Raw genomic sequence first — 24388 nt, forward strand, 5'->3', positions numbered from 1 at the left:
CCTTTGTAGCATGAATGCTGATATAAATTTTGATAAATCGTCCGACGGTCTCCTTCCCGCTGTAATTCAGGATGCCGAAACCGGCAAAGTGCTGATGCTGGGCTACATGAATCGTGAAGCATACGATAAAACCGTTACCGATAAGATTGTAACATTCTTTAGTCGAAGCAAACAGCGGCTCTGGACGAAAGGCGAAACATCGAACAATTTTCTACACGTTCGCGAAATTCTGGTAGACTGCGATGGCGATACGTTATTAATCAAAGCTAACCCGGCCGGACCCGTTTGTCATACGGGTGCCGATACGTGTTTTGACGAAGTGAATCAAGGCAAAGGTCAGTTTCTGAACTACTTACAAAACATCATTCATGACCGCAAGGTTAATCCGTCCGATAAATCGTATACAACAACACTATTTAATCGGGGGGTAAATAAGATTGCGCAGAAAGTAGGAGAAGAAGCCGTTGAGCTGGTCATTGAAGCGAAAGACGACAACGACGATTTGTTTAAAGGCGAAGCTGCCGACTTGCTATTTCATTTTCTGGTTCTTCTGGAACAGAAAAATATGCATCTGGACGACATTGTAGCCGTATTACAGTCACGCCATCAAAAACAATAGATTCGGGTTTACGGTTTGTTGTTCGACGTTGTCACGCACCAGAGCGGTGATTGAGCAACGTTGCTCACCAAACACAAGCTTCTTTTCATGGGACTGATTATTCGTATTCTCATCAGCGCGGTGGCCGTTTATGTCGCCAGTTTATTCATTCCAGGTATCTCGGTAACGGGCGGAGCCAGCACGTATTTAGTCGTAGCGATCGTTCTCGGCTTATTGAATGCCTTTGTCAAGCCGATTTTAACCGTTTTGACCATTCCCATTACGATTATAACGCTCGGTTTATTTTTGATCGTTATCAATGTGCTAATGGTGTATCTAACTGACTCGCTCGTTAGTGGATTTCACGTGAGCGGCTTCATTGCCGCTTTACTGTTCAGTATTGTTGTTTCGCTGGTAACAGCCTTACTTGATGCTATTATTTGAGCAAGAAATATACAGTTATGCCTTTGGCTTCAAGCCGTACCACGGTTTGTTTGCGTATCAGTAGTAACCGTGGCACGGCTTGAAGCCAAAGGCATAACTATCAGTAAAAAGCAATCCGGGCAAACAGGTATCAAACGAACCAATTTGCCCGGATTGCTTTTTTACATTCGAACTCTTTTTACAACGTAGTCTGCTCACCATGACCTTCATTGAAACACCCAATGCGCCTAAACCAGGCGGTCACTATTCACAGGCTGTTGTGCACGGTGATTTAGTGTATTTATCCGGCATTTTACCAATTACGCCCTCCGGCGAAAAACTTACTGACGCCACTTTTTCGGAACAAACGGAGCAGATCCTGAAAAATCTGGACGCAATTCTGCAAGCTGCTGGCAGCACCCGGGAGAAGGTGATAAAAGTTACCGTATTTATTGCCGATATCAGTGCCTGGGGAACCGTCAATCAAGTGTATACCCAATTTTTTGGCGACCATCGCCCGGCTCGATCGGTTGTACCTGTCCTACCCCTCCATTATGGATTTGGTATTGAACTAGAAGCCATTGCCACCCTATAGAGAGCAATGGCTTCCACGCGTTACTTCACTTTCACCCGTTCGCCAGCGGAATGAGCCGCAAATTCCGGCGCATAGAAACACTGAACCGTAGCGACACCCGCCGAAAAGTCACCCGTTTGCGCTACCCGCAGATCGTACTCGAATACATGCGTTCCTACGGGGAGGTAACTCATGAAAAAATCGGTACTGGCATCTCGGGGAGATTCATAATAGCCCAATCCATTCTGATACTTATAGCCCGATAATGCGGCTACGGGCTCAAAACCCGATGCGCGGCCATCTTTCAGATGAACGTATTCCATCGCCCGATCAGTCTTTAGAATTAACCGAACTTTGATCAGATCGCCGGGCTTGAGCGCTGTTTGCGGGGTTACCTGCGCTATCACAGGCCCTTTTGGAGAATCGTGCTGAACATAAAGGGTCTTCTGAACCGATAGCCCGGCACTTCCGGGCATAACCCGGTCGAGCGGTTCGAAATGCTGCCAATACAAGGCACCCCAGGCTGGACCATCAGCTTTTTTGGTGATTTGAATAACGCCCATCTCCGGTTTGATTTCAGACGCAGCGTATGTCACTTTCTGATACCCGGTGATGGTCTCGGTTTTTGTTACCCGACTTTCGATGGATTGTCCACCAAGGCTTACCTGTGTATTCGGCTTTGTATCGAGCCAGTCGCTGCCCCGGAGCAACAATGCATAAATAGCCTCCGTGGTGGCTTTAGTCGATGACCATGACTGCGTCTGTTTCTGACGGAGTAACCAACGCTTCATGTTATCGACAACAGCGCGATCCTGTTTGATCTCATCAAACGCTTCGATCAGGTAAGCCTGCGTTTCGATAGGCGTCTGATACCAGTACAACCCGCTGGTATTATCGGGCCAATAGGTACCTAACTCCTCCGATTGCCGCGTCCGTTCGAGCAGTGATCGTAAAATAGCGGCTGGTGTCACTTTATCACCAAACCGATACAGCGCCATTGCCGAGAGTGCCTGACCCTGTAGGCTTTGCTTCAGCCAATCGTCGGACACACGCTGTTTTAGAAACGTGAGCATGTCTTTATCCACTGGCTTGTCGAGATAAAAACTGCGGGCGTATAGGTATTGAATGGCCGAAAAATACCGAAATGGGGCCGCTTTGTCTTTCTTCTGCTCCTGAACCCAACGCTTCATTTCGGCATCAGCATAGCGAATGGCATTCGTTTGCATCTCGCTCAGGCTAGTCTGCATATCATCTGGAAAACGAACGCCCAGCTTCTGCAAATGCCCGAATCCGCTCAGAACATGCAAAGTCATAGACAGACTTGGCTCCATACCACCAAACCACCGGAAGCCTCCACCGGACGTTTGTAATTGCTGTAGTTTTTCAAAGGCCCTTTCCTGCTCAGCCGCCATCCGGTTTTGATCGAGTAATTGGCCCAATTGCGATTGTCGCGCGGCTTCTGACCGGGCGTCGGCCAGCCACGGTGAATTTTCGAGGGCCACGGCTCTTAGTTCTTCATTCGATTGGAGTGGGCTTTTAGGCGGATTTTTCTGCCATTCGGCGATGACCTGTTTAAAGGCTGGTTTGCTACCAACAATATGAGCTGCCAGGCTATTGGCATACAAACGGCTGAACAATTGTTCGGCACATTCGTAACGGTATTCCATCAGATACGGCAGCGACTGTAAGGCATACCACGTTGGGTTGCTCGTTACCTCAACCGTTAGCCGTTCGTGCTGGACGGGTAATTCAGGATTTAAGTTTGTCAGCCCTTTAAGCTTGAATTCTTTCGTTTCCCGGCCATTTACCCAAAATGGCTGCGTATCCGTTACGAGCATCCGATTGGGTAATATAGGTACAGTGAATTCCTCGCCATCAGTAAACGTACCCGATCGGGCGGTCAATCGGCAGGTCACGGTTTCCAGACCCGCCGGAACAACGAGCGTCCAACCGACGCTTTGTCCTTGTCCGGCGGCTACCGTAGCTGACGTTTGCAGACTTGTGCGCACCAGTTTCTGATCGATGGGCTCACCCGTCAATGCATCTGACAGGCTAAGGTTCGCCAACACGGGCATGACCTTGTCGGTCAGGTTGTTGATGCGGGCCGTTACGCGAATGGTGTCGCCTTCGCGCAGAAAGCGGGGGGCATTTGCCGTAATCATCAGCTCTTTCTGCGTTACGATCTCACGCTCCAGCGTGCCTATTTTCAAGTCTTTCGTATGGGCAAAGGCCAGCAAACGCCAGCGTGTAAGAGCTTCGGGCATCGTAAATTTCAAAACAACCCTCCCCTGAGCATCCGTTTTGATTTCAGGGATGAAGAAGGCTGTTTCATTGAAATTTTTGCGGGGGTTGATTAGCTCCGTTTGCTTTTTAGGCGCTTCGTCCGGAGCAGCTTCTTTTGCCAAAGCTTGCCCCGGAGCAAATCCATCGGCCATTGAGGCCGCTGCGGGAGCCGCCATAGCCCGTATAGATCCCCCTGCTGCCTCCATTCTTTTCTGGGCTCCGTAACCCACCACAACGACTTCATTCAGCGCACGGGCATCGGGCATCAATTGAAATGATATCGCTTTTTGTTTGATTGTCACCTCATTGATTATATAACCGATCTGCGAAAAAACCAATGTGATCTCACCGGTTTCTGAATCAGCAGTTAGTGCAAAGTTCCCTTTTTTATCAGATATAGCTCCGTTAACCGTACCGCGAATCAAAATGTTGGCACCTTCTACGGCCGTCCCATTTTTTTGCTTTATTGTGCCGTTGATGGCCTTCCCAGAGCGTCGAACCGTTACCTGAATCGCACCGTCTGACGAGCCATTGGGGCCAACAGGATTGCGAACGAATGGTCGATTGCCATAGGGCGCAAACTGGTATCCCATCCATCCTAACTGATCGTAGTGCCGAACCGGAGCAGGTGACTGCGGATGGTAAGTAGCGATAAGGAAGCTACTTGATTGGGTGCTGAAACTTCCCGACTGCCAGCCATAAAACGTAGGGAAATAGGGATGATAAACAGATGTTGGCCAGTTAAGCACATCGAACGCGTCCAATGATGCATCGTAAAGAGTAGCTACCATCTCAGCTGGCACGCCGTTAAGACCACCAATGGTTAGTATCCACTCTTCCTGTTGGCCTGGTTTGAGTTTATTCCGAAACGTCTGGGTTTCGATGGTGAGTTGCTTGTTGGTGAACGGAACGGTTATTGGCTGTGATTTCTGATACAGGCGTCCATTTTGTACCATTGAACAATAGACCCCAAATCCACCCCGTTGTTTTTCGGTAACAGGCAGACTTATACGCCGGGGACGGCCATCGGTTTTAAACCATTCCTCCCTCACGATGACATGATTTTCTTCTACAGTCATCAACACCCAACCGGGTTGACTCGTACCAACGAGAAAGATCGCTTCCTCGCCGGGTTCAACAGTAGCTTTGCGAACCTGTACCCATCCATCCGTACGTGTGGATGCGATCGGTTGTTTATCGTCTACAACTGCAAAAAATACCCGCTCTTTCGTTGTCTCTCCCGCCGAATCCTTAACTGTCAGTTCTGCCACATAGTCTCCGACGGCATAGCGGTTCAAATCGGGCTTGATTAGTGAATCTGCCGGGGTTGTAATGGATTGTTGCTGCACAACTTCGCCTTTAGGCCACGAACGGGGATCGTTTTCATTGGCGTAAAGGTCATTTGGAAAGAGTCGTTCAAACTCTTCCCGACTCAGCAACTGACGATCGGGACGTGCCCAGAGCCGATTACGTAAAGGACGCGTTGGTGCCTGGAGTTTGTAAACCGTGAGTTGCCCTTTCGCGGATACCTTCTCACCCGACTGATTCGTGATTTTTACTGGAAAAGCAGCAGCTTTATCTTTCTCCACCTGCTCCGGAATCGTTAATTCGGCCTGTAAAGCCGAATAACCAATCTGAAGCGTTTGAGTAGTGCTTCGGGTTTCGCCAGCGCGGTCGGTTACGTCGATCGTTACTTCAAACTCAAAAACGGGATTATCCTGACGCGCCTTTTGTCGATCGGGCACCGCCGTGAAGGCAATGACAACATTTCCTTTCGCATCCGTTTGAGCCACTCCATTGGCAATTTCGGCCTGATTTGTAGTGCGAGAACCTCCGCCCCTGTGATCATACCACCAATACCAGCGTTCCCGAAGTTTCCGGACAATTCGATAGCGAACATCGGCCCCATCGACAACAGCCCCGGAAAATGTTTTGGCTTCTGCGGTCAGGCTAACCGTTTGTTCGAGCTTAAACGATTGTTTGATCGGCTTAACCTTGACCTCAAATGTTGGTCGTTTGTATTCTTCAACCCGAATGCTGGCGGCCCCAAAGGATGTCTGAATGGTCATTGTGCCCGTTAATTTGCCGACGGGTGCCGTAAAACTGGTATTGAACGTGCCGAATTCGTTCGTTTTCAGCGTCTGTTGAGTTACCCGTTCGCCATTATGATCGATCAATTCAAGCTTTACGTCCCGGTTCATCACGACAGCATATTGATTCATCTGGCCTTCATACAGCAGTCCCTTCACATAAATTAGCTGACCTGGCCGGTAGATGGCCCGATCGGTGAACAGGTGTCCATAGATACGGGGCTGCTCGCCATTCTGGCGATTATTGTAGCTATAATGATATTGCCGGTCTGAAAGCAGCGTGTCATTACCCTCCGCTATCAGGTATGAGAATGCCGTTTGTGCCGGCATTTCACTTACTGAAATTCTAACCTGCCCATTTGTATCTGTTCGAACCTGTTTCTTACCAGAGGCCGTTCTGGGTGATTCAATTATGGCGACAGACACGTTCGGTAAAGGAGCACCTGTCAAACGATTCGTTACGATTAACTTTTGCGATGCTTCACCGTTGTTCATTGGCTGAAGCAGATAGCCAAGTCGGGAGACCGAAAAGGTCGAATATTGAACTGATTCTGCTTTCTCCTGAAACTTATCATCGGTTATCGCCAACAGTAAATAGTGCCCAACAGGCAACCCTTTCAGTGGCATTTCAACAGAATGACGATTGAGGTCTCCATCATCGGGCAACGTCACTGATTTTTCAGCGATAACGGGACGTTTTAGCCAGGCAGTAAACTTTTTTCGTTGCTCATCGTCCCCATTATTAATGCGGTACGTATCCAGTTCGGACACCGTCAGCTTAATAATCCGGTAGGTGATTTTGCTCACATTCTGGTAATTTACCAAGGCTCTGAATGGCTGGTCTGGCGCATTTACCCGCTCTACCTGTACGGTATACGAAGGAGTAAGGAGCCGATTTAACAACTGAAAAGTCTGCTGCCCAGCCAATGTTTTAGGAAACCGCCTGACGAGATCCCGGCAGATATCGGCGGCCCGTTTATTGTTCCAACGCGAAGGACCAGGATCTACGGACTCAGTTGTTAAATCATCCTCATCGTCCAGTGGCCGGATAGGGCTGCCAAAATTTGCCAAAAACTCCGCCAGTTGATACGCATAAATCGCTTCAGCAGGTTGATTTTTATACTGTGTAACCTGTTTTTCGAGCGCCTGACTATATAACGAATCCTTATTGGGCACAACACTATGCTGGTGTACGAACGCCAATCGTAACGCATCAGCATCGGCCAGCGCGGCTGGGTTACTATCCGGCAAGTGGAAAGTTACGAGTTGCTGGTATAAGAGCAGTGCGTGATAACGCCCTGACAATGAGTCCTGACTTTGAATAATCAGCTTCGCAAATACATCTGGTCCGGCCAGGTAATCAGGTTTATCAAGGTCAAATTTGAAAACAGGCTTCAACAAATCAGGTTCCGAATTCTGGAAGAAACTGATAGCCCGATGCGCCAGTAAGTCGTAAAGCGTTGGCCGAAGTGGACGAGCATCAGCATCGCCTTTTTCCAGAAGCGCGTCAAACTCGGCAAGCGGTGTTTTTTGTAGTAGGTCTTTTGCCCGAACGGAAGCCAGATAAGCGGTCGTTACCGCGCCAACAAGCCGTTGGGCATCCCACGTTCTGAAATCAGCGGTGGAGTCAGTCGTTTTTTCAGGCTTATCCGAAACAGCACTACCTGAACCTTTGGTGGGCCGTCCTGTCGTGGCGCGATCATAAAATTTGTAGCGATTTTGCTGAAAATACTGCCAATAGATGTCGGCCAGCACCGATTGCAGGACCGACTTTGATGGCTCGGGTGTATCCTGAATATCACTCTGAAGTGATCGTACAAGCTCCACGTAAGCATCTTCGTCGGAATAACTCCGGAAAATCATCCGGTGCATGGCCGCTTTGGCCACTTGCGGGTAATTGCGGGTTGCTTTAGCTTCCTTATAAATCCGGGTTGCTATGTCGAGTGCTGATTTGGGCAAGCCTTTAGCTGCCAGCGAATCAGCCCGTTTCCAGTCACGCGCATAATCAGGCTGACTTGCCGGAGTGTTCTGGTTTTTCTGGGCTGAAGCCGCCAGCGCCAGCAGAACAAAAAATAAAGTCATAATCGGATTCATAGCTTACAGCGAAGGTAGGTCGTTGGGATAGATGAAAGTACAGTTGTTTTTCCACAACGCTTGCCACTATGATTCTGATTTGAGGGAGAGGGTTTAATATCCTGCTTTTCCCTCGGTATATTTAAAGTCTGTATAACTCGCTACACTAACTTTATGTGCTTATGCCAAACGTCCTGCTTCTTCTCGTCTACATCATTTCTTTGGCGACACCATCAAAGCCCCCCAAAACCTACCCGATTGGGCAGATAAAAACCAACATGGGCGAGGTGCTTTTCTGGCTTTATGACGAAACTCCCAACCATAAGGCCAGTTTCATGAAGCTTGCTAATCAGAATTATTGGGACACACTAACGTTTAACCGCGTAATCAAAAATTTTGTGGCACAGGGTGGCTGCCCGGATACACCGGCTGGCTTTGCCGACTCCCCTTATTTATTGAAACCAGAATTCAGGCCAGCGATTCGGCACATATATGGAGCCGTTGGCGCTGGCCGCGACAACAATCCGCAAATGCTTTCAGCAGGATGTCAGTTTTACATCGTACAAAACAAAAAAGGCGAACACCGTCTCGATGATAAATTTACCGTATTCGGACAGGTCTTTAAAGGGATGGAGGTGATCGATGCAATTGTTGCGGTAAAAACCGATACTACCGATACGCCCTTATCGCCGATCAAGCTGGATATCAACGTCATTAATCTCACCGCTCCGGAGTTGGCAAAGCTTGGTTATGTAGTTAAGTGATTAAGAAAAAAGGTGATTGAAGAACCGTTTTCCAATCACCTTTTTTCTTATTATTGCTTTAACAGAAACGCCGACAAATCAGCTAATTGCTGGTTAGTCAGCCCCATGGCTGTAGGGTCAGGCATGAGACTGGTCTTGTATTGCCGACGCGAAAAAACCTGATTCGTTGGAATTGAATGTTTCTGCCCCTTGAGACCTTTTATGACAACGGACTGCTCTCCATCGCTAACCAGAAAACCGTAGTAGGTTTGCCCACCTTTAGTGGTAATGAGCCAGGGTTCATAACCAAATGCGATACCAGCACTTGGATTAATAATGGCATCCAGTAGCCCATTTTTATCAAATTTCTGGTGAATCTGGGTTAAGTCAGGCCCGATATCATTTCCCTGCTGACCGTGCCGATGGCAGGTGATACAATTCGCTCTGAAGACGGTTCGGCCTGCCCGTTCATCACCTGTTAGCATCGCTATTTTAGCAATCGGCGAATCTGGTTCTGACGAATTGGCTATTTTAAGTGCGATTGGCTCACTTACCGTTGTTTTAGCTGGTTCGTTTTGGCTCGAAACAACTGGCGTAGAAGGAGTAACGACAGCGGCCGTAGCAGAAGCCGTTGGTGATTGCTGTTTCCAGGGGAAATATTCTTTACCCATTGTACGAACTGTCTGATCTTTATTCGTACGAATACCGGGTCCGGCAACTTTGATTAAATCATACGACAATTTATTATCGGCCGCCAGGCCAATCAGCACTTTAGCGCCTTCGGCATCGCGTGACATTTCGATCGCGAGTTTTCGCTTTTCGGCGTCTGTCACATGTTCATCGAGTAGTTGCTGCCGTTTATCCAGCATCTTTTGTTCCTCAGCCGCTATTTTTATGGGCATGACTTCATCCCAGTTTAGAAGCGTAGCCCAATCGTTTCCGCGTCTGAAACCAGTCCAGTAGTTTGCCTGATCAGCGATCTCTTTATCCGCCGATTTCGTTAAATCGACCATTGCTTTGGCGGCTGGCAGGCTTTTGATAAAGCCCAATGCGACTATGGCCTGACGACGCGCATCAGCGGTGAGGGTTGGTGTTTCGGCTCGTTTTTTCAGCGATGAAACCATCGAAGCGGGGTGTAGTTCCCAAACCAGATTAGCCGTGCGCTGATCCCACTCAACCGGATTCTCAGGCATGGTCTGCCGCAGATCGGCCATGAGGGCTTCCTCCTTTCCATCGGCAGCCTGCCCCAATGCATTCAGATACCAGCGATCCTGCCCGTCGTAGCCTTTGACCAGGTTCAGCAACATAAGTCGACAATCGGCGAACGGAACATCTCGTAACGCAATGGCTACTTCACGCCGAACAGCCGCGCTTGGGTCACGGGAAAGGTTTCCGAGCAGGGGTAGGAGAGCCCGTTGCGATGCCGTTAGCGCCGGATTGCTCTTCGAATTTTCCGGGGTAATGCTCCGTAAGGCCCGCAAGGCTATCAGCCGTACGGGCGCATCAATAGCTTTTAGCAGCCGCTCAACTTCAAATTGGCCCTCAGAGCCAAGATGAGCCAGTAAGAAAATTGCCCGCGCCCGATGGTACGGATTGGGCGACGACAACAGGGCCATTACTGGCTCGACGACTTTGTCGCCCTGTTCCTGAAGTGCCTCAAAACCCAGCATTCGAACATTAACGGCAGGACTGAGCAAGGCAGCAATTTGCCCCTGTGTTGATTTAAGGTCGATTTTAGGGACTTTGAGATTTTTTCCTCTGGGCGTAATCCGGTAAATACGCCCGTAGCCTTTAGAATCCTGCATCTGGTGCCCCCCCACAATGGGATCATACCAATCGGCAATGTAGATGGCTCCATCAGGCCCAACAGACACGTCGCTTGGCCGGAACCATTTGCGTGTATCTTTCTCAACATCATTCCACTTGTAATTATCGTCGACTTTGGGAAATGTACTGATAAAGTCTGTGCGCGGCAGCCGGAAACCGGCTCCCCACGGTTCAGGCTTATAGCCAAAAATAACATTTCGGCCAGCTTCAGCGCTCAGCAGCATACCCCGGTATTGGGCACCAAGTTCGTCGCCTTCATACACAACCACGCCGGTTGGTGATCCGGCTCCGCTAATGTCGCCCGCAGGCATGACACCGGGATCTTCCTGATGCCAGTGAGCCGTTGGGATCGTTTGGCCGGGGCGCTGGTCAGCCTGCCAATAGCGAGTGCCATCACTGCTGAAATAGCCCGCATTAGCCCCTTCCATAAGCCAGCTTGTGCGGCAGGCAACCACCTGATCGTCGTTATCGTTCTGCCACATGTTGCCATACGAGTCGAGCGCCGTTTCGTAGTTATTCCGGAAGTTGTGCGCCATAACTTTCAGGCCCGAGCCGTCGGGATCGACGCGTAGGGCCATACCACCCGTCCAAACGCGGCCATCATCACTGACCTGATTACCATGGTTGATCTTATTATAGGGCGTTCCTCCGACGTATAAACTACCGGATCGAAGTGTCCATCCGTCTTTATCAGTTACCACGTGCGGCCCAGCATTTCCCGTATTGAAATAATACTTGCCATCGGGGCCCGCTACCACGGCATGAAGTGAGTGGTCGTGATCTAAACCACCAAATCCGGTCAGCAACACTTCTTTCCGATCGGGCTTGTCGTCTCCGTTTTCGTCGGTATAAACCACTACATTCGGCGAGCACGATACGATAACCTTATTACCAATAATAGCAATACCAAGTGGTGATACCAGATCCGGGTCCTGCACGAACACCTTACTGGCATCCGCTTTTCCATCACCATTGGTATCTTCCAGAATCATGACACGCTCACCTTCAGGGTGATCGAGCCTTTTTTCCGGCTTATTATTGAATTTTCGGTAATTCACGGCCTCCGTAATCCAAACCCGACCTCTGGCATCAATATCCATATTGGTCGGATTATAGAACATCGGAGCCTCAGCCCACAAGGTGGCTTCCAGGTCATCGGGTACATACAATGTGTTCGAATCGGCACCGACGACAATACTACGTTGCCGGATTGGTTCGCTCTCGGGCGAAGATGCTCCAGTGGAGTTTGGCTGCCGAATTAATTGACCAGCCAGATAAAGCAAACAAGCTGTTGCCAGGAAAAGTGGGCCAGCCGAAAAGGAAAAGGTTGTTCTCATAACGGTTACTCTCTACACAAACAGCGATCGCACAGTCTTATTATTTTCGATATAACTTTCCAGCATCGGTTTTCCCGGCGGCACTGCACCTTCCAGTTGAAGCCAGCCCGAGTAACCAATGTCGTCCAGCGCTTGTCTGACTTTCATCAGGTCTACTTTACCTTTGCCGAGCAGAAAGCCATTTTCTTTCAAATGAAATTCGCAGATCTGGTCTTTTCCAAGATCCCGAATCTCTTTAAAAATATCGTAGCCCATCACCGACGAATTACAAACGTCGTAGTAGACTTTTACGGCCGGAGAATCCACAGCCTCCAGAATGGCCAGGTGCTCCGGAGCCGATAACCACGACTCAATACCCAGCACAATACCTGCTTTTTCGGCTTTTGGCGCAACGGCTTTCAATCGCTCAATAACAACTTTTGTGCCTTTCGAATCGTTTTTCAAGTCATTATTCGAGAAAAACGCCAGCAGAATATTTTTTACCCCTAACGATTTGGCAACATCAATGCTATCCTGCACCCAGGCTTCGGTTCGGGGATCTGACTTGTACGGAATTTCGTTGAGTAAACCAATGGCCAGACCACTGAAGTCTACTCCTGCCTGATGAGCGGCTTCCTTATGTGCTTGCAGGACATCGGGGCGACGAAGATGTTCATAATCAGCCTTTGTGTTTAAGCTAACCTGAACGCCATCAAGACCAATTTTTTTGGCCATCGCAAATGAATTTGAATCACCCGCCGGACCAATCGACCAGTCGCAGGCACCAATTCTGAAACGGCTCTTTTGGGGAGCTTCCGTTGGCCAGGACGGGGAAGAAAGCCCCACTAAACCGGCACCCAACGAGTATCGGATGGCGTTGCGACGATTCATAGTAGCTCAATAGTAAGGATTTTTCAAAGATACGTTTATTAACTTATCCGGTAAAAATTATCCTATTTTAGTTTTTACTGTCATTTTTCTCAAATTCTGGAAAAATTTTTCTCTCATTCCAACTGTTTCATTGAGAGGGAGGTCATTAGGTTTGTCAACAGGATATGCAGGATGAATACGCATTAGTCGAAGGATGCCGACGACAGGACCGGATTGTGCAGCGACAGCTTTATGAGCGATTCGCGGGGAAGCTCTTTGTCGTTTGCAAACGGTATATCCGTGATCCCGACGAAGCAGAAGATGTTTTGCAGGATTCGTTTGTAAAGATTTACCGATACATTGATTCATTCCGATTCGAATGTCCGCTGGAAGCATGGTTGAAACGTATAGTTATTAATACTGCCCTCAAGCAACTAAGAAAGTTAAAGCCCTGGGAAAATACCGCTGATGTGCAGGACCTGGCTCCGGTACTTCCTCAGGCCGATGAAAGTTTGCCATCCCTGAATTACCAGTATTTGCTACAACTCATTCAGGAGCTGCCGCCCGGTTGCCGAACGGTGTTTAACTTATATGCTATTGAAGGCTATAACCACCCCGAAATTGCTGAAATGCTCGACATTGCTGAAGGAACGTCGAAATCGCAATATGCCCGCGCTCGGGGTCTCTTACAACAGAAACTACAATCAGATGGGCATCCTGCATTGGGTCGACCCTAGTGACTAATACTAATGAGATGGATGAATTAGATAAAAACATACCGGACGATTTTTGGCGAAAGGCTTTCGACGAAGCCTCCGAATCACCACCACCCCGTGTGTGGAACGCCATCGAACGTCGGTTAGATGAATCAGAAGACTCCCGGATTTTACCACTCTGGGGGGGGAGTTTACTTTCGTCAAAACCATTTACCTGGGGACTTGGTGTTGCGGCTGCGGTGGCTGTACTTTTAGTTGGCTGGTGGCTGACAGGTACCCAACCGGTGAACCAACCAATTGCCCGGACACAACGGTCTATTCAGCAGGAACAACCGCAAACGGCTCCTGATCACCTGGCCACTTCACCAGTAAATAAGCCGTCTACTCATCAACCAGCAAGAGCGCTTGCCGCTGTAGAAAAGCGCGCGAATAATCCAGAAAGTACAAGCAATCCGCTGGCAATTCAACAAAAAGCATCATCCATAACAAAACCCGCTGCTGATCAGCCCTTGGTTGCTCAGCATTTCAATCGACCGAATCGGTCATACAATCCAGCTCAGGAGCAACGGTTTAGTTCCAGAGCTATTACGAAGGGATCAGGCCGAATTAAGAGCGGTCTCATTCAACAACCGGGGCAGGAGGCTGCTTCTGTGGCTTTTACAACATCAGCTCCGGCAAGTGTCATGAGTATCAGCGAGGCTGATCAGGCGCAGCGACTGATAATCGAAAAACTCGCCCTGCGACCCATGAAGCTGCGGTCATTATCGGGAATTCAACGGATCGTGTGGTTCCGGCCAGCCGAACTGCCATTAGAGCCAGAAGAAACCAAGTCAAAGCGTGAATCCCGGGAAGTGTGGGCTTCGGTTAGTATGATGCCGGGATCATTCAATCCTTCTGTTTCGCTTCGTTCGACGCAAACAGCCGCATTTTCAAATGCCTCCAAAAGCAGTCAGCCTACAATTAACAACCGGGCTAATTTCTCGGTAGCCTATCAGGCAGGCGCCGGTGTTCAACTATCTGACCATTGGTCGCTAGAGTCGGGCATTGGTTATCTATCCGGTCATTCAACCGTTGAAAGTCCAAGTCAATCTGGCGGAGGATCGACTATAAGTTTAGTAACAACTGCCACCGATCGGGCTTCGTCAGCAGGTAATTTGTATGCAAACGCTGTGCGAAATAGCGTAAGTATTGGAATGCTTAGCAGTGCATCGGTTAGTAATGTACCCAAAGCCAATTACGACAACCTGGCGGCTGCTAACGGTTTTCAGAATTATAGCAACCCATACCAGCAAGAGTTGGCGAACAATTTTGAATTTGTTCAGCTACCGATCCAGTTGGGTTATCAGTTACGCCCACACAAACGCCTGAGCATGGCACTACTGGGCGGTTTGTTAACCAATATTTTTGTGCGCAACACGATTGGCGATGATCTTGTTATAACCGGGAAAGATGGCGTTTATCGACCAGTATCCTGGGCTGCATCCATGGGAGCCCGGTTCCGATACCGGCCATCAGGTCGCTGGTCGGCATCGCTGGCCGGTATGTATCAGCCCACGTTAGGAGAAAGTACCCGACCACAGTCACAGGTGCAGAGCTCTCCAACTTCGGCAGGAATGAGTTTTGGGCTTAATTATCATTTTTAAAGCATACGACTATGAAACTTCGCATCATCAATATAGTGCTCTTTGCGGTACTCGGCGGTTGTACGAGCATTTCTCCGCAAACGGAGCAGGTAGCCGATGACTTGACGATTCACACCGGAACGTCATTCGGGATGTGTGTGGGCTATTGCGTATCTGATTATGATTTCAGTGGCACATCAGTCACACTAACGCGCAAAGAATCGAGCAGGGTGCCAAAAAACCCAGCCAAAACCTGTCAGACTACAATTAGTCAGGCTGACTGGAATGCGCTGAAAGCGCTGGCAAATGTGGATAACTTCAATAAACAGCCCGAACGAATTGGTTGCCCCGACTGCGCTGATGGGGGAGCCGAGTACATAGAGCTTCAGGTTGGCGATCAGAAACACCGGGTTACGTTTGAGTATAACAGTACCATTCCGGGTTTTGAACCGCTTGTTGAGGCTTTAAGAGCCCAGCGAAATGCATTTAAAGAGTGTAACTAATAATCCATGGCGGATTTTGCCTTACAACTGGCCACTGTAGGGCAAAAACGCATCCCTTAAACCAATCATTTATGAAAACGACCCTTTTTTCAAGTTTGGCTGCTGTTATAACTGGTGTTTTAGTAACGGCCGTTGGTTGCACGAACAGCGTTGTTTCTCCTTCGCCTGATGCACCAACCGGCGATCTGCGCGTATCAGCTCCTTTCGCAAATCAGACTACTCAGTTTGCTTTCGATCTGGCGAAACGGGTAAATGCCCAGGAAGGACAGGCTAAAAACGTTTTTATCTCTCCACTAAGCCTTCATATCGCACTCGGCATGATTTTGAACGGTGCGAATGGACAGACAGCTCAGGAGATTCAGAAAACCTTGAAACTGGATGCGCAGACATTGGCAGAAGCCAATAAAACGTATCAGAATTTAATGGAAAATCTGCCCATTGTCGATCCGAAAGTAACCGTTTCACTAGCCAATTCGGTCTGGTATAGAAATACGTTTCAGGTAGCAACGTCTTTTCAGGATGTATTGAAACAGGAATTTAAGGCTGAGGTTTCGGCGCAGAATTTTGATGATCCGAGCACAGTTGGTAAAATCAATGCCTGGGCCAGCGAGAAAACGAATGGTCGAATTCCTAAAGTAATCGACCAGATTCAGCCTGATAATGTCATGTTTCTGCTGAATGCACTTTATTTTAAGGGTGACTGGAAAACCCAGTTTAAGCCCGAACAGACCATCGACGCGCCTTTCAAGCTGGCCTCGGGTGGTGAAACAACAGTACGCATGATGCGGCTCAACAGCACAATACGCCAGGCTTTTCGACAATCGTATTCGGCGTTCGAGCTGCCCTATGGTGATGATAAATACGCCATGACGGTTCTGTTACCGGCCGAATCCAGTACTGCTGATAATCTGTTGCAAAATTTCAGTGGCTCGGATTGGACTCAACTCCAGAAGGATATGGCGGCAGGCGTGCTGGATTTTGGCCTACCAAAGTTTACGTTGACCTATGAAGTCAAATTAAACAGTGTACTGAGTGGTATGGGAATGCCTACGGCCTTCACCGATCATGCTGATTTTACAAAAATGAACGCAAACGGTGGCTTAACGCTCAGCTTTGTGAAGCAGAACACGTTTGTTGCTGTTGATGAGAAAGGTACGGAAGCGGCTGCTGTTACAACGGGAGGCATTTCTACAACGTCAATGCCAATTCCTAAGCTCTGTGATCGACCATTTGTGTTTGTTATTCATGAAAAAACCTCAGGAACTGTGTTATTTGTTGGGAAAATTGCAGATCCAACAAAAACGAATTCATGAAAAACGGCTTAATCATCTCCCTGCTCATTCTTGTCATGACCATTGGATGTGGCAAACGGGAGACTGAAGTTGCTCCATTATTGGCAAATTTGGTTGGCACCTGGAAGCTGATCGAACCTGATTCTTCCTACGCCATCACGTTGCAGTTTGCTTATGATACGAGAAACCCGCCCATTGATATAACACCTTATTTAGCAAGCGGAAAATCATCGGTCAATGAGTATTCAGCACGGATGTTTGCCACTATTGACGGCACAATGCAGATCAATGAAGTAGTAAGTACGGAAAAGGCTGGTCCGCCCGCAGCGATGCAGTTCGAGCAGGACTACTACGCTAAGCTGAAGACTGTAGCCCGTTTCGAGTCACCAACCGAAACCCAGCTCCGTCTTTACCACGGTGGGCCGAAAGCGGGTGTTTTAGTCTACAAAAAAGTCCTGACCCCATGAATCGCTTACGAATTGCCTTTTCTTCGCTCGTTCTTATAGCACTGATATTCAGTTGTTCGGAGCAACCTGTCTGTGGATGCGTGTTTCCAGAATCGCCATTAAAAGGTGATTGGAACCTTACAAAAATAACGTATGGGCTGACCCAGAAAACAGTCACACCAGCCGAAGCAGGTTATACCGAGACGATTTCGTTTGTTAATGGTAGCTTTAAGCAAAGTAGAAATGGGATTCCTGTTCAAACCAGCGCTTACACCTATGCATTTCCGAATGGTGGCATTAGTGACGGCTTAATTTATTATCAGACCGATACGACGCAGCAATCGTTTCGGCTATCGGAAAACAAATTATTTCTGTCAGAACGCAGCCCAAGGGGTGTTGCCATTGCTGATGGAGCAACGTATGAATACAGTCGATAATCGGTAGCCAGTAGCCGATAGTATCCATGATTTATAGCAATTTCTAACTGGCAAATCTTGACTAAGTATTGCTAACTTTTTGTGTAAGATCAATATTACCCGGCCGTAATCAGGACAGCCGGGTAATTTTATTTGTAGACCGCGCCAACGCTTTCAATACGTTGAGGGTCTTGCAATTAAAACCTCAACTCCTTAAGCCTATGAAAGCGAATCGTTTACTTTTCCTGTTCGTACTATCTATTTTTGCGTTAACAGGTTGCACGGACAAATGCGAAGAAACCCGCACATTTAAACGCTTTATACCCGTTACGCTTACCCTGCGCCAGGTTCGCGAGGGTGTCCGTGTCGAAGGCGCCCGAACGTTACAGAACCCCGGCAAGATTTATACCAAAGACGGCTATCTGTTCATCAACGAGATCAAAGAAGGAATTCATCTCATTGATAACAGAAATCCTGCATCGCCACAGCCGGTAGCATTTTTGCGCATTCCGGGGAATGGCGATATGGCTGTCCGAAACAATATCCTCTACGCCGATAGCTACATGGATCTGGTAGCCTTTGATATCAGCGATCCAACCCACCCCCAGGAGGTGAGTCGTGTAGAGTCTATTTTCTCCAGCGGCCAGTTTGAGGGTGGTTCGTGGAGTGTCAATCCACAAACCGTTATGTTAAGCGACCAACGGGTCGAATACGTAACAGAAACCGTTAAAACCGATTGCGATGCCGTAGGGCAGTGGGCGAACAACTGTCCAAACTGTTTTGTCTTTGATGCGCTCAATAGTTCATCAAAAAGCCCATCGGCGCCAAATACCAATGGGACAGCCGGATCAATGGCCCGATTTGCCCTCTACGACAATTTTCTGTATACGGTAAGTCAGTCAGATATGCAACTGTTCAACATTCAGAATGCGGCTAAACCAACACCTCGTAGTCGCATTTCTATGGGCTGGGGCATAGAAACTATTTTCCCCTACAAGGATAAATTGTTTATCGGCTCACAGACAGGCATGCATATTTATGACAATGCGAACCCGGCCAATCCCGTCCATTTATCTACGTTTCAGCACGCCAGGGTATGCGACCCGGTTGTGGTTCATGATAACATTGCCTACGTGACCCTCCGCGATGGGACGCAATGTGGCGGTTTTACCAATCAATTAGACGTTGTCGATATAACCAGTCTGACGAATCCACGGTTGCTTAAAAGTTATCCGATGCAGAATCCACACGGCATAGGCATTGATTTTCCCAATCTTTTTATCTGCGAAGGTGTGCACGGCTTAAAAACGTTCGATGCGCAATCGGCTCTGGATATCAAACAACGGGAGCATCTGACCGGCATGAATGCCTACGATGTGATTCCGCTTGACAAAACACTGCTCATGATCGGTCGCGACGGACTCTACCAGTTCGATTATACGAATCCGGCCCAGTTGCGGCAGATCAGCAAAATTGCGGTAAGCCGGCCTTACTAAATCGCCTTTTGCTACCATGAAAAAGATACTACTCATGCTGTTGGGGTTAGTGCCTACACTAGTCGCTGGGCAACCCGAGCGATTCAAGCCCGTTTTTACGAACATGACGGAGTTTGGCGCTTCTTTTGGGCAGGTTCGATATGGCATACAAGCCGCTGAATCAGTAGCGAAGCGGGTTAATCTCACTGCTCAGTCATTTAACGGTGTTCAGTTACGGCCACGCTTAGCAATTGGCAGTACGATCGGGGTTGACTGGTATAATTCAGCATTGATCATGCCCGTGTGCGCCGGTGTCCGATATGACCTTGCCCGGCCGGGACAGAAAAATCTGCGGGTGTTCTCAAGCCTCGATACAGGTTGGGGGTTTACCTGGTTGAATGAAGACCCTACCGGCTATAAAACAACGGGTGGCTGGGTGATTTCGCCGGGTATTGGCTTCCGGGTTGGAAAGCCAACCAGCGCCAATTTCATTATGTCACTAAGCTATAAACGTCAGGAAGCAGAGGCAGATAAACCACTATTCTGGAATGAACTCGCCAAACATGAAACGCGGGTCTATAATCGAATGACCGTTCGATTAGGAATTAGCTTTTAAGGATGACCAAATGACTATTTTGCGTCTCACTATATACCGTTAACACAGGTGTCTTAACAATTCGTGGATCTGCTGTGTTATAGGTTCCGGTCTCTGACTTCAATTGCGCTGATTTATAGGGGCTATTAGTGGAACAGGATCTATTTTTCCAGAGCAATTCTGCTTCAGGAAAATATTTTCAAGTGGTTACAACGGTTCAATATGTTTTATTGTCTTAAACCTTGACGGGTGTTCGCAATCAAACGATAAGCTAACGAACTAAAGAGAAGAACTATGGAGTCTGTATACTGGCATTCTCATCAGCAGGAAAATTGGGACGTTCTTCCCACTGAACCTAACCAACAGGCAACAGGCGGCTTATCACGTGGCTTTGGTGGGCAGTTTCCAGATTCTAGGGCCAGTGAGGCAGTGGTGTTAGAACCGACGGTGTTTACAAGTGAAATTCAACTTTTGAGTGCTATAAAAAACGTTATGAGAAAAATGGCCATGATTGTAGTTGGGATAACGCTCTTTGTAGCAGGTTATCGCCACACTCACCGACAGACCGCATATGTTACCGCACAAGCCGCCTTATCGAATTCTGGTTATGCTACGACACCCAAAGTTGTTCCAGATAACATCAAACAGACTGTTGCCTTTCGATTAGTGCAACCTCTTTAGGTAATAACCAATACTAAAAAAGCCTCTCAGAATATTCTGAGAGGCTTTTTTAGTATCAGGTTAGTTCAGCGCAGGCTATGCCATCGCGAACTTATTTTGATTGCGTTTGCGCTCGTTCTCATCCAGGTAGATTTTACGGATTCGCATCGCCTTTGGCGTTACTTCCAGGTATTCATCCTTCTGGATGTATTCCATTGATTCTTCGAGAGAAAACGAGATTTTCGGTGCAATCTTAACGTTATTATCCGAACCAGAGGCCCGCATGTTGGTCAATTGCTTTGCCGTTTGCACGTTTACAACGATATCGTTCTGGCGATTGTGCTCGCCAATTACCTGACCCGTATAAATTTCGTCGCCGGGTTCAACAAAGAAAGAGCCCCGATCCTGAAGTTTATCAATGGAGTAAGCCGTAGCTACACCGCTGGTCATTGAAATCAGCGAACCGTTTATCCGCTCCGGAATTGCACCTTTATAGGGCTGATATTCTTTGAAACGGTGGCTCATGACAGCTTCACCAAATGTAGAAGTCAGCACGTTCGAGCGCAGACCGATCAACCCACGCGACGGAATTTCAAACTCCAGGTGTTGCAAATCGCCTTTCGGTTCCATAATCAGCAGTTCACCTTTCCGTTGCGTAGCCAGTTCGATTACTTTACCAGCAGTCTCTTCCGGTACATCGACAACAAGGATCTCAACGGGTTCCAGTTTGTGGCCATTCTCATCTTCCTTGTAAAGAACCTGTGGCTGACCAACCTGCAATTCGTATCCTTCACGACGCATGGTTTCGATCAATACCGACAAGTGAAGAATACCACGACCATATACCAGGAACCGGTCTTCACTATCAGTTGCTTCGACGCGCAGAGCCAGGTTTTTCTCGATTTCTTTGTAAAGCCGGTCGCGCAGGTGACGGGAGGTCACAAACTTTCCTTCTCTACCGAAGAATGGCGAGTTATTGATCGTGAACAGCATGTTCATGGTCGGCTCATCCACCGAAATCCGATCAAGTGCCTCTGGCGTCTCAGCATCAGTCAGTGTATCTCCGATTTCGAACTCTTCAATACCCGTAACCGCACAGATATCACCACACTGAACCTCCGATACTTTGAGTTTACCCAACCCTTCGAAGGTGTGTAATTCCTTTATTTTAACTTTCTTGATCGATCCATCTGACTTTACAAGGGCCATATTGGCACCTTCTTTCAGCGTTCCGCGGTGTACGCGGCCAATAGCAATCCGACCAACGAAAGCCGAATAATCGAGCGAAGTAATCTGCATCTGTGGCAGACCTTCTCTGATCGGAGCCGACGGAATGTGTTCAACAATCGTATCGAGCAGATACGTGATGTTATCGGTTGGTGTTTTCCAATCCGGCCCCATCCATCCCTGTTTCGACGAACCGTAAACAGTTGGGAAGTCGAGCTGATCTTCGGTGGCACCCAGGTTAAACATCAGATCGAATACCTGTTCGTGTACTTCGTCGGGGCGGCAGTTTTCTTTATCAACTTTGTTGATAATGACGATGGGTTTCAGCCCTAATGAGAGCGCTTTACCTAACACAAAGCGTGTTTGCGGCATGGCACCTTCAAAGGCATCCACCAACAGACAAACGCCATCGGCCATTTTAAGAACGCGCTCAACTTCACCGCCGAAGTCACTGTGGCCCGGTGTGTCGATAATGTTGATTTTAACGTCTTTGTAGCGAACCGATACGTTTTTAGAAACGATGGTAATACCCCGTTCCCGTTCCAGGTCGTTATTGTCTAAGATCAGGTCGCCAAATTCCTGATTATCCCGAAAGAGCTTAGACGCATGAATAATTTTATCAACCAGGGTAGTTTTACCGTGGTCGACGTGGGCGATGATTGCTATGTTGCGTATTGCTTGCATACAGTCCTGAACTGATAGTCTTCTGATTATCCTGATGAACTATGATCGATCCAGATCAGCGTAATCATAACAATCACACGAATCACAGTCCAGACAGTTAATTTTGCCGCAAAGATACAAAATTTTACGCTGAAACACAGAATTTTACAACTAATAAAACGAAAAAAGGCCCAAGGGAGGGCCTAACTATAATATAAATCCTATTTCTTAACAATTGCTTAATGATTCGGGCAACCACAGGGGTTTTTCTTTCGAAATAATCCGGTGTTAAACAGGCCTCCACGTTTGGGTTTATACCCTTTACGCTTACGCCCAATGGCTGTTGTTTCGGTGGTATTCTTACTGGCAGCAGCCATTGTTTCGATAGGCACCTCAAGCAATATCAGTGACACGGCGGTCAGTAAAAGTATTTTCGTCTTTTTCATAGCCTCAACCTGTTTTGTCCATAACGCAAATTTGGTGCTCTTAGTCGCAAATATGGCTAAAAATCTATTATTTAGCTTATTATGAGCGATACGTCTACTTTTCTGTTCGTGTATGGTACGCTGCGACCAACTTTTGACAACGCATTTTCCCAATATCTTCGTCAACGCGCCCACTATATGGGCGACGGCTGGTTTCCGGGTCAGCTTCTCGATCTGGGAAGTTATCCGGGTGCTGTTTATGACCGAACCAGCTCAGCAACAGTACGGGGAACCGTGTATGATATCCGTAAAAACAGCGAAACAGTGCTCACTTATCTGGACTATTATGAAGGAGTTGGATCAGAATTTGAGTCACCAACCGAATATATTCGGGCGATTGTTCCCGTTCGTTGTAAAGGCACCCTTATCGATTGTTGGGTATACCTTTATAATCACCCGTCAGAAGATAAAACACTCATTGAATCAGGTGATTACAGCCACTATTTAAACCAGTCAAGGTAAGATTCGATAGAAAAATAAAAAATCCCGATACTCGACAGTACCGGGATTTTTTATTGCTGGTTAATGGCGATTACCTCGGACCTCTGGCGCGTCCTCCGCCCCGATAACCACCACCATTATTTCCATAGCCCTGACGGGCGTTTGGGCTATTGTAGTAACGCGGTCCTGAATAACGCGGGCGCACTACTACCGGTGGCCTTACTACCACTGGTGGGCGATAGTAGCCATAGGGGCGGTATCCATAACCATAAGGGCTATAACCATAGCCATAGCCGTAATTAGGACGAGGGCCATAGCCAACTCCTGTATTTACATAAGCGGGACCACAGCTTGCCATCAGAACAACCAGTAAACCAGCCATTAGGATAGGCATTAATTTTATAGTTTTCATGATTTCTGTTCACTGTTTATTTTTATTGAACCATCTATTAACCGTTTGGTTTGAGGTCGACTCCGTTTACCAACGTCGTCTACCGTAACCACCACGCCAGGCTCGGTGTCCATAACCATACCCATAATTTGCATAGGGCCGGACAACGATTGGTGGTGCTACAACGACCGGGGGAGCAAGCACAACCCGTGGCGGAACAAGCACGACCGGAGGCTGCACTGGCGGATAAGGCCGACCATACTGGTCATATTGACCATATGGATTTGGGTAATTCGGGTTATAGCCATTTCCATTCGGGTAGTTCTGACCATAGCCATTTGGGTAATTCGGATTCGGGTAATTCTGACCATATCCATTACCGTACCCATTCGGGTAGTTCGGATTATAGCCATTATTCGGATATGTTTGACCGTATCCAGGCCCATATCCCTGACCGAAACTAACAGTAGCTACTCCCAACAAAAGACCAGCTACCAATGCACTCCATTTTGTCGTTTTCATCGCCATGGTGGGCTTTCACCCGATTTGTAAGTTAGACAGGCCTACACCCATTGCGTTTAATTAAAACGAAGATATTGTGGTTAAAGTTTTATTAAAAAGGCCTGAACATAGTTGTATGAACAGGCCTTTTTAATAAA

At 47.9% G+C, this 24388-nt stretch carries 21 protein-coding genes; 14 read left to right on the forward strand and 7 right to left on the reverse strand.

Translation table 11 applies throughout. From position 1 onward, the window contains the following. The first annotated feature begins 10 nt into the window (after positions 1-10). From hisIE to GJR95_RS10645, 3 genes are all read left to right on the forward strand, one after another. Positions 11-619 carry a bifunctional phosphoribosyl-AMP cyclohydrolase/phosphoribosyl-ATP diphosphatase HisIE gene (gene hisIE, locus GJR95_RS10635; protein WP_162385845.1) on the forward strand — a complete coding sequence of 203 codons (609 nt, stop codon included), beginning with the start codon at positions 11-13 and terminating at the stop codon, positions 617-619. Positions 620-706: 87 nt separating this feature from the next. Beyond that, entirely contained in the window at positions 707-1042 is a 336-nt protein-coding gene (locus GJR95_RS10640) for a phage holin family protein (RefSeq protein ID WP_162385846.1), read from the forward strand. Between the two features lie 199 nt (positions 1043-1241). Next, positions 1242-1616: a RidA family protein gene (locus GJR95_RS10645; RefSeq protein WP_162385847.1), complete on the forward strand. Its 375-nt coding sequence runs from the start codon at positions 1242-1244 to the stop codon at positions 1614-1616. A gap of 20 nt (positions 1617-1636) precedes the next feature. Here the strand turns inward: GJR95_RS10645 and GJR95_RS10650 are convergent, their stop codons facing one another. After that, positions 1637-8062 carry an alpha-2-macroglobulin family protein gene (locus GJR95_RS10650; RefSeq protein ID WP_162385848.1) on the reverse strand — a complete coding sequence of 2142 codons (6426 nt, stop codon included), beginning with the start codon at positions 8060-8062 and terminating at the stop codon, positions 1637-1639. 161 nt (positions 8063-8223) lie between these two features. Here GJR95_RS10650 and GJR95_RS10655 point away from each other — a divergent pair, with 161 nt between their 5' ends. Then, on the forward strand, positions 8224-8805 hold the full coding sequence (locus GJR95_RS10655) for a peptidylprolyl isomerase (protein ID WP_162385849.1): 582 nt from the start codon (positions 8224-8226) through the stop codon (positions 8803-8805). A 50-nt stretch (positions 8806-8855) separates the two neighbouring features. Here the strand turns inward: GJR95_RS10655 and GJR95_RS10660 are convergent, their stop codons facing one another. Next, a complete protein-coding gene (locus GJR95_RS10660) occupies positions 8856-11948 on the reverse strand; it encodes a PVC-type heme-binding CxxCH protein (RefSeq protein WP_162385850.1) in 3093 nt (1030 codons plus the stop codon). A gap of 12 nt (positions 11949-11960) precedes the next feature. After that, entirely contained in the window at positions 11961-12818 is an 858-nt protein-coding gene (locus tag GJR95_RS10665; RefSeq protein WP_162385851.1) for a sugar phosphate isomerase/epimerase family protein, read from the reverse strand. Positions 12819-12982: 164 nt separating this feature from the next. On the opposite strand from GJR95_RS10665, the gene GJR95_RS10670 reads away from it, so the two are divergent. From GJR95_RS10670 to GJR95_RS10710, 9 genes are all read left to right on the forward strand, one after another. After that, positions 12983-13534 carry an RNA polymerase sigma factor gene (locus GJR95_RS10670; RefSeq protein WP_162385852.1) on the forward strand — a complete coding sequence of 184 codons (552 nt, stop codon included), beginning with the start codon at positions 12983-12985 and terminating at the stop codon, positions 13532-13534. Then, complete coding sequence (locus GJR95_RS10675) at positions 13534-15156, forward strand: hypothetical protein (RefSeq protein ID WP_162385853.1); 1623 nt, start codon at positions 13534-13536, stop codon at positions 15154-15156. The genes GJR95_RS10670 and GJR95_RS10675 overlap by 1 nt, the downstream gene beginning before the upstream one ends. 11 nt (positions 15157-15167) lie before the next feature. After that, complete coding sequence (locus tag GJR95_RS10680) at positions 15168-15638, forward strand: hypothetical protein (RefSeq protein WP_162385854.1); 471 nt, start codon at positions 15168-15170, stop codon at positions 15636-15638. A gap of 71 nt (positions 15639-15709) precedes the next feature. Beyond that, on the forward strand, positions 15710-16951 hold the full coding sequence (locus GJR95_RS10685) for a serpin family protein (protein WP_162385855.1): 1242 nt from the start codon (positions 15710-15712) through the stop codon (positions 16949-16951). Then, positions 16948-17397, forward strand: a complete 450-nt coding sequence (locus tag GJR95_RS10690; RefSeq protein ID WP_162385856.1) for an META domain-containing protein — start codon at positions 16948-16950, stop codon at positions 17395-17397. Before GJR95_RS10685 ends, GJR95_RS10690 begins: the two co-directional genes overlap by 4 nt. After that, the gene (locus GJR95_RS10695; protein WP_162385857.1) at positions 17394-17813 is read left to right on the forward strand and encodes a lipocalin-like domain-containing protein; all 420 of its coding nucleotides are present in this window, start codon (positions 17394-17396) and stop codon (positions 17811-17813) included. Before GJR95_RS10690 ends, GJR95_RS10695 begins: the two co-directional genes overlap by 4 nt. 200 nt (positions 17814-18013) lie before the next feature. Next, entirely contained in the window at positions 18014-19288 is a 1275-nt protein-coding gene (locus GJR95_RS10700) for an LVIVD repeat-containing protein (RefSeq protein WP_162385858.1), read from the forward strand. Positions 19289-19304: 16 nt separating this feature from the next. Continuing rightward, positions 19305-19883: a hypothetical protein gene (locus tag GJR95_RS10705; protein ID WP_162385859.1), complete on the forward strand. Its 579-nt coding sequence runs from the start codon at positions 19305-19307 to the stop codon at positions 19881-19883. A gap of 273 nt (positions 19884-20156) precedes the next feature. Next, complete coding sequence (locus GJR95_RS10710) at positions 20157-20543, forward strand: hypothetical protein (RefSeq protein WP_162385860.1); 387 nt, start codon at positions 20157-20159, stop codon at positions 20541-20543. Between the two features lie 75 nt (positions 20544-20618). Here the strand turns inward: GJR95_RS10710 and typA are convergent, their stop codons facing one another. Then, a complete protein-coding gene (gene typA / locus GJR95_RS10715; RefSeq protein ID WP_162385861.1) occupies positions 20619-22433 on the reverse strand; it encodes a translational GTPase TypA in 1815 nt (604 codons plus the stop codon). 218 nt (positions 22434-22651) lie between these two features. Beyond that, positions 22652-22858, reverse strand: a complete 207-nt coding sequence (locus tag GJR95_RS10720; RefSeq protein ID WP_162385862.1) for a hypothetical protein — start codon at positions 22856-22858, stop codon at positions 22652-22654. Positions 22859-22939: 81 nt separating this feature from the next. Here GJR95_RS10720 and GJR95_RS10725 point away from each other — a divergent pair, with 81 nt between their 5' ends. Further along, a complete protein-coding gene (locus GJR95_RS10725; protein ID WP_162385863.1) occupies positions 22940-23359 on the forward strand; it encodes a gamma-glutamylcyclotransferase family protein in 420 nt (139 codons plus the stop codon). Positions 23360-23429: 70 nt separating this feature from the next. Here GJR95_RS10725 and GJR95_RS10730 read toward each other — a convergent pair whose 3' ends face one another. Beyond that, positions 23430-23750, reverse strand: a complete 321-nt coding sequence (locus tag GJR95_RS10730) for a hypothetical protein (RefSeq protein WP_162383925.1) — start codon at positions 23748-23750, stop codon at positions 23430-23432. 66 nt (positions 23751-23816) lie between these two features. Further along, positions 23817-24251, reverse strand: a complete 435-nt coding sequence (locus GJR95_RS41830) for a hypothetical protein (RefSeq protein ID WP_198424833.1) — start codon at positions 24249-24251, stop codon at positions 23817-23819. Positions 24252-24388 lie beyond the last annotated feature (137 nt).

This window comes from Spirosoma endbachense, assembly GCF_010233585.1.
GTDB classification, from domain to species: domain Bacteria; phylum Bacteroidota; class Bacteroidia; order Cytophagales; family Spirosomataceae; genus Spirosoma; species Spirosoma endbachense.

Bases quoted from the DNA above. Each gene is read 5' to 3' on its own strand.
- hisIE (WP_162385845.1), top strand. From the start codon at position 11: ATGAATGCTGATATAAATTTTGATAAATCGTCCGACGGTCTCCTTCCC.
- GJR95_RS10640 (WP_162385846.1), top strand. From the start codon at position 707: ATGGGACTGATTATTCGTATTCTCATCAGCGCGGTGGCCGTTTATGTC.
- GJR95_RS10645 (WP_162385847.1), top strand. From the start codon at position 1,242: ATGACCTTCATTGAAACACCCAATGCGCCTAAACCAGGCGGTCACTAT.
- GJR95_RS10650 (WP_162385848.1), bottom strand. From the start codon at position 8,062: ATGAATCCGATTATGACTTTATTTTTTGTTCTGCTGGCGCTGGCGGCT.
- GJR95_RS10655 (WP_162385849.1), top strand. From the start codon at position 8,224: ATGCCAAACGTCCTGCTTCTTCTCGTCTACATCATTTCTTTGGCGACA.
- GJR95_RS10660 (WP_162385850.1), bottom strand. From the start codon at position 11,948: ATGAGAACAACCTTTTCCTTTTCGGCTGGCCCACTTTTCCTGGCAACA.
- GJR95_RS10665 (WP_162385851.1), bottom strand. From the start codon at position 12,818: ATGAATCGTCGCAACGCCATCCGATACTCGTTGGGTGCCGGTTTAGTG.
- GJR95_RS10670 (WP_162385852.1), top strand. From the start codon at position 12,983: ATGCAGGATGAATACGCATTAGTCGAAGGATGCCGACGACAGGACCGG.
- GJR95_RS10680 (WP_162385854.1), top strand. From the start codon at position 15,168: ATGAAACTTCGCATCATCAATATAGTGCTCTTTGCGGTACTCGGCGGT.
- GJR95_RS10685 (WP_162385855.1), top strand. From the start codon at position 15,710: ATGAAAACGACCCTTTTTTCAAGTTTGGCTGCTGTTATAACTGGTGTT.
- GJR95_RS10690 (WP_162385856.1), top strand. From the start codon at position 16,948: ATGAAAAACGGCTTAATCATCTCCCTGCTCATTCTTGTCATGACCATT.
- GJR95_RS10695 (WP_162385857.1), top strand. From the start codon at position 17,394: ATGAATCGCTTACGAATTGCCTTTTCTTCGCTCGTTCTTATAGCACTG.
- GJR95_RS10700 (WP_162385858.1), top strand. From the start codon at position 18,014: ATGAAAGCGAATCGTTTACTTTTCCTGTTCGTACTATCTATTTTTGCG.
- GJR95_RS10705 (WP_162385859.1), top strand. From the start codon at position 19,305: ATGAAAAAGATACTACTCATGCTGTTGGGGTTAGTGCCTACACTAGTC.
- GJR95_RS10710 (WP_162385860.1), top strand. From the start codon at position 20,157: ATGGAGTCTGTATACTGGCATTCTCATCAGCAGGAAAATTGGGACGTT.
- typA (WP_162385861.1), bottom strand. From the start codon at position 22,433: ATGCAAGCAATACGCAACATAGCAATCATCGCCCACGTCGACCACGGT.
- GJR95_RS10720 (WP_162385862.1), bottom strand. From the start codon at position 22,858: ATGAAAAAGACGAAAATACTTTTACTGACCGCCGTGTCACTGATATTG.
- GJR95_RS10725 (WP_162385863.1), top strand. From the start codon at position 22,940: ATGAGCGATACGTCTACTTTTCTGTTCGTGTATGGTACGCTGCGACCA.
- GJR95_RS10730 (WP_162383925.1), bottom strand. From the start codon at position 23,750: ATGAAAACTATAAAATTAATGCCTATCCTAATGGCTGGTTTACTGGTT.
- GJR95_RS41830 (WP_198424833.1), bottom strand. From the start codon at position 24,251: ATGAAAACGACAAAATGGAGTGCATTGGTAGCTGGTCTTTTGTTGGGA.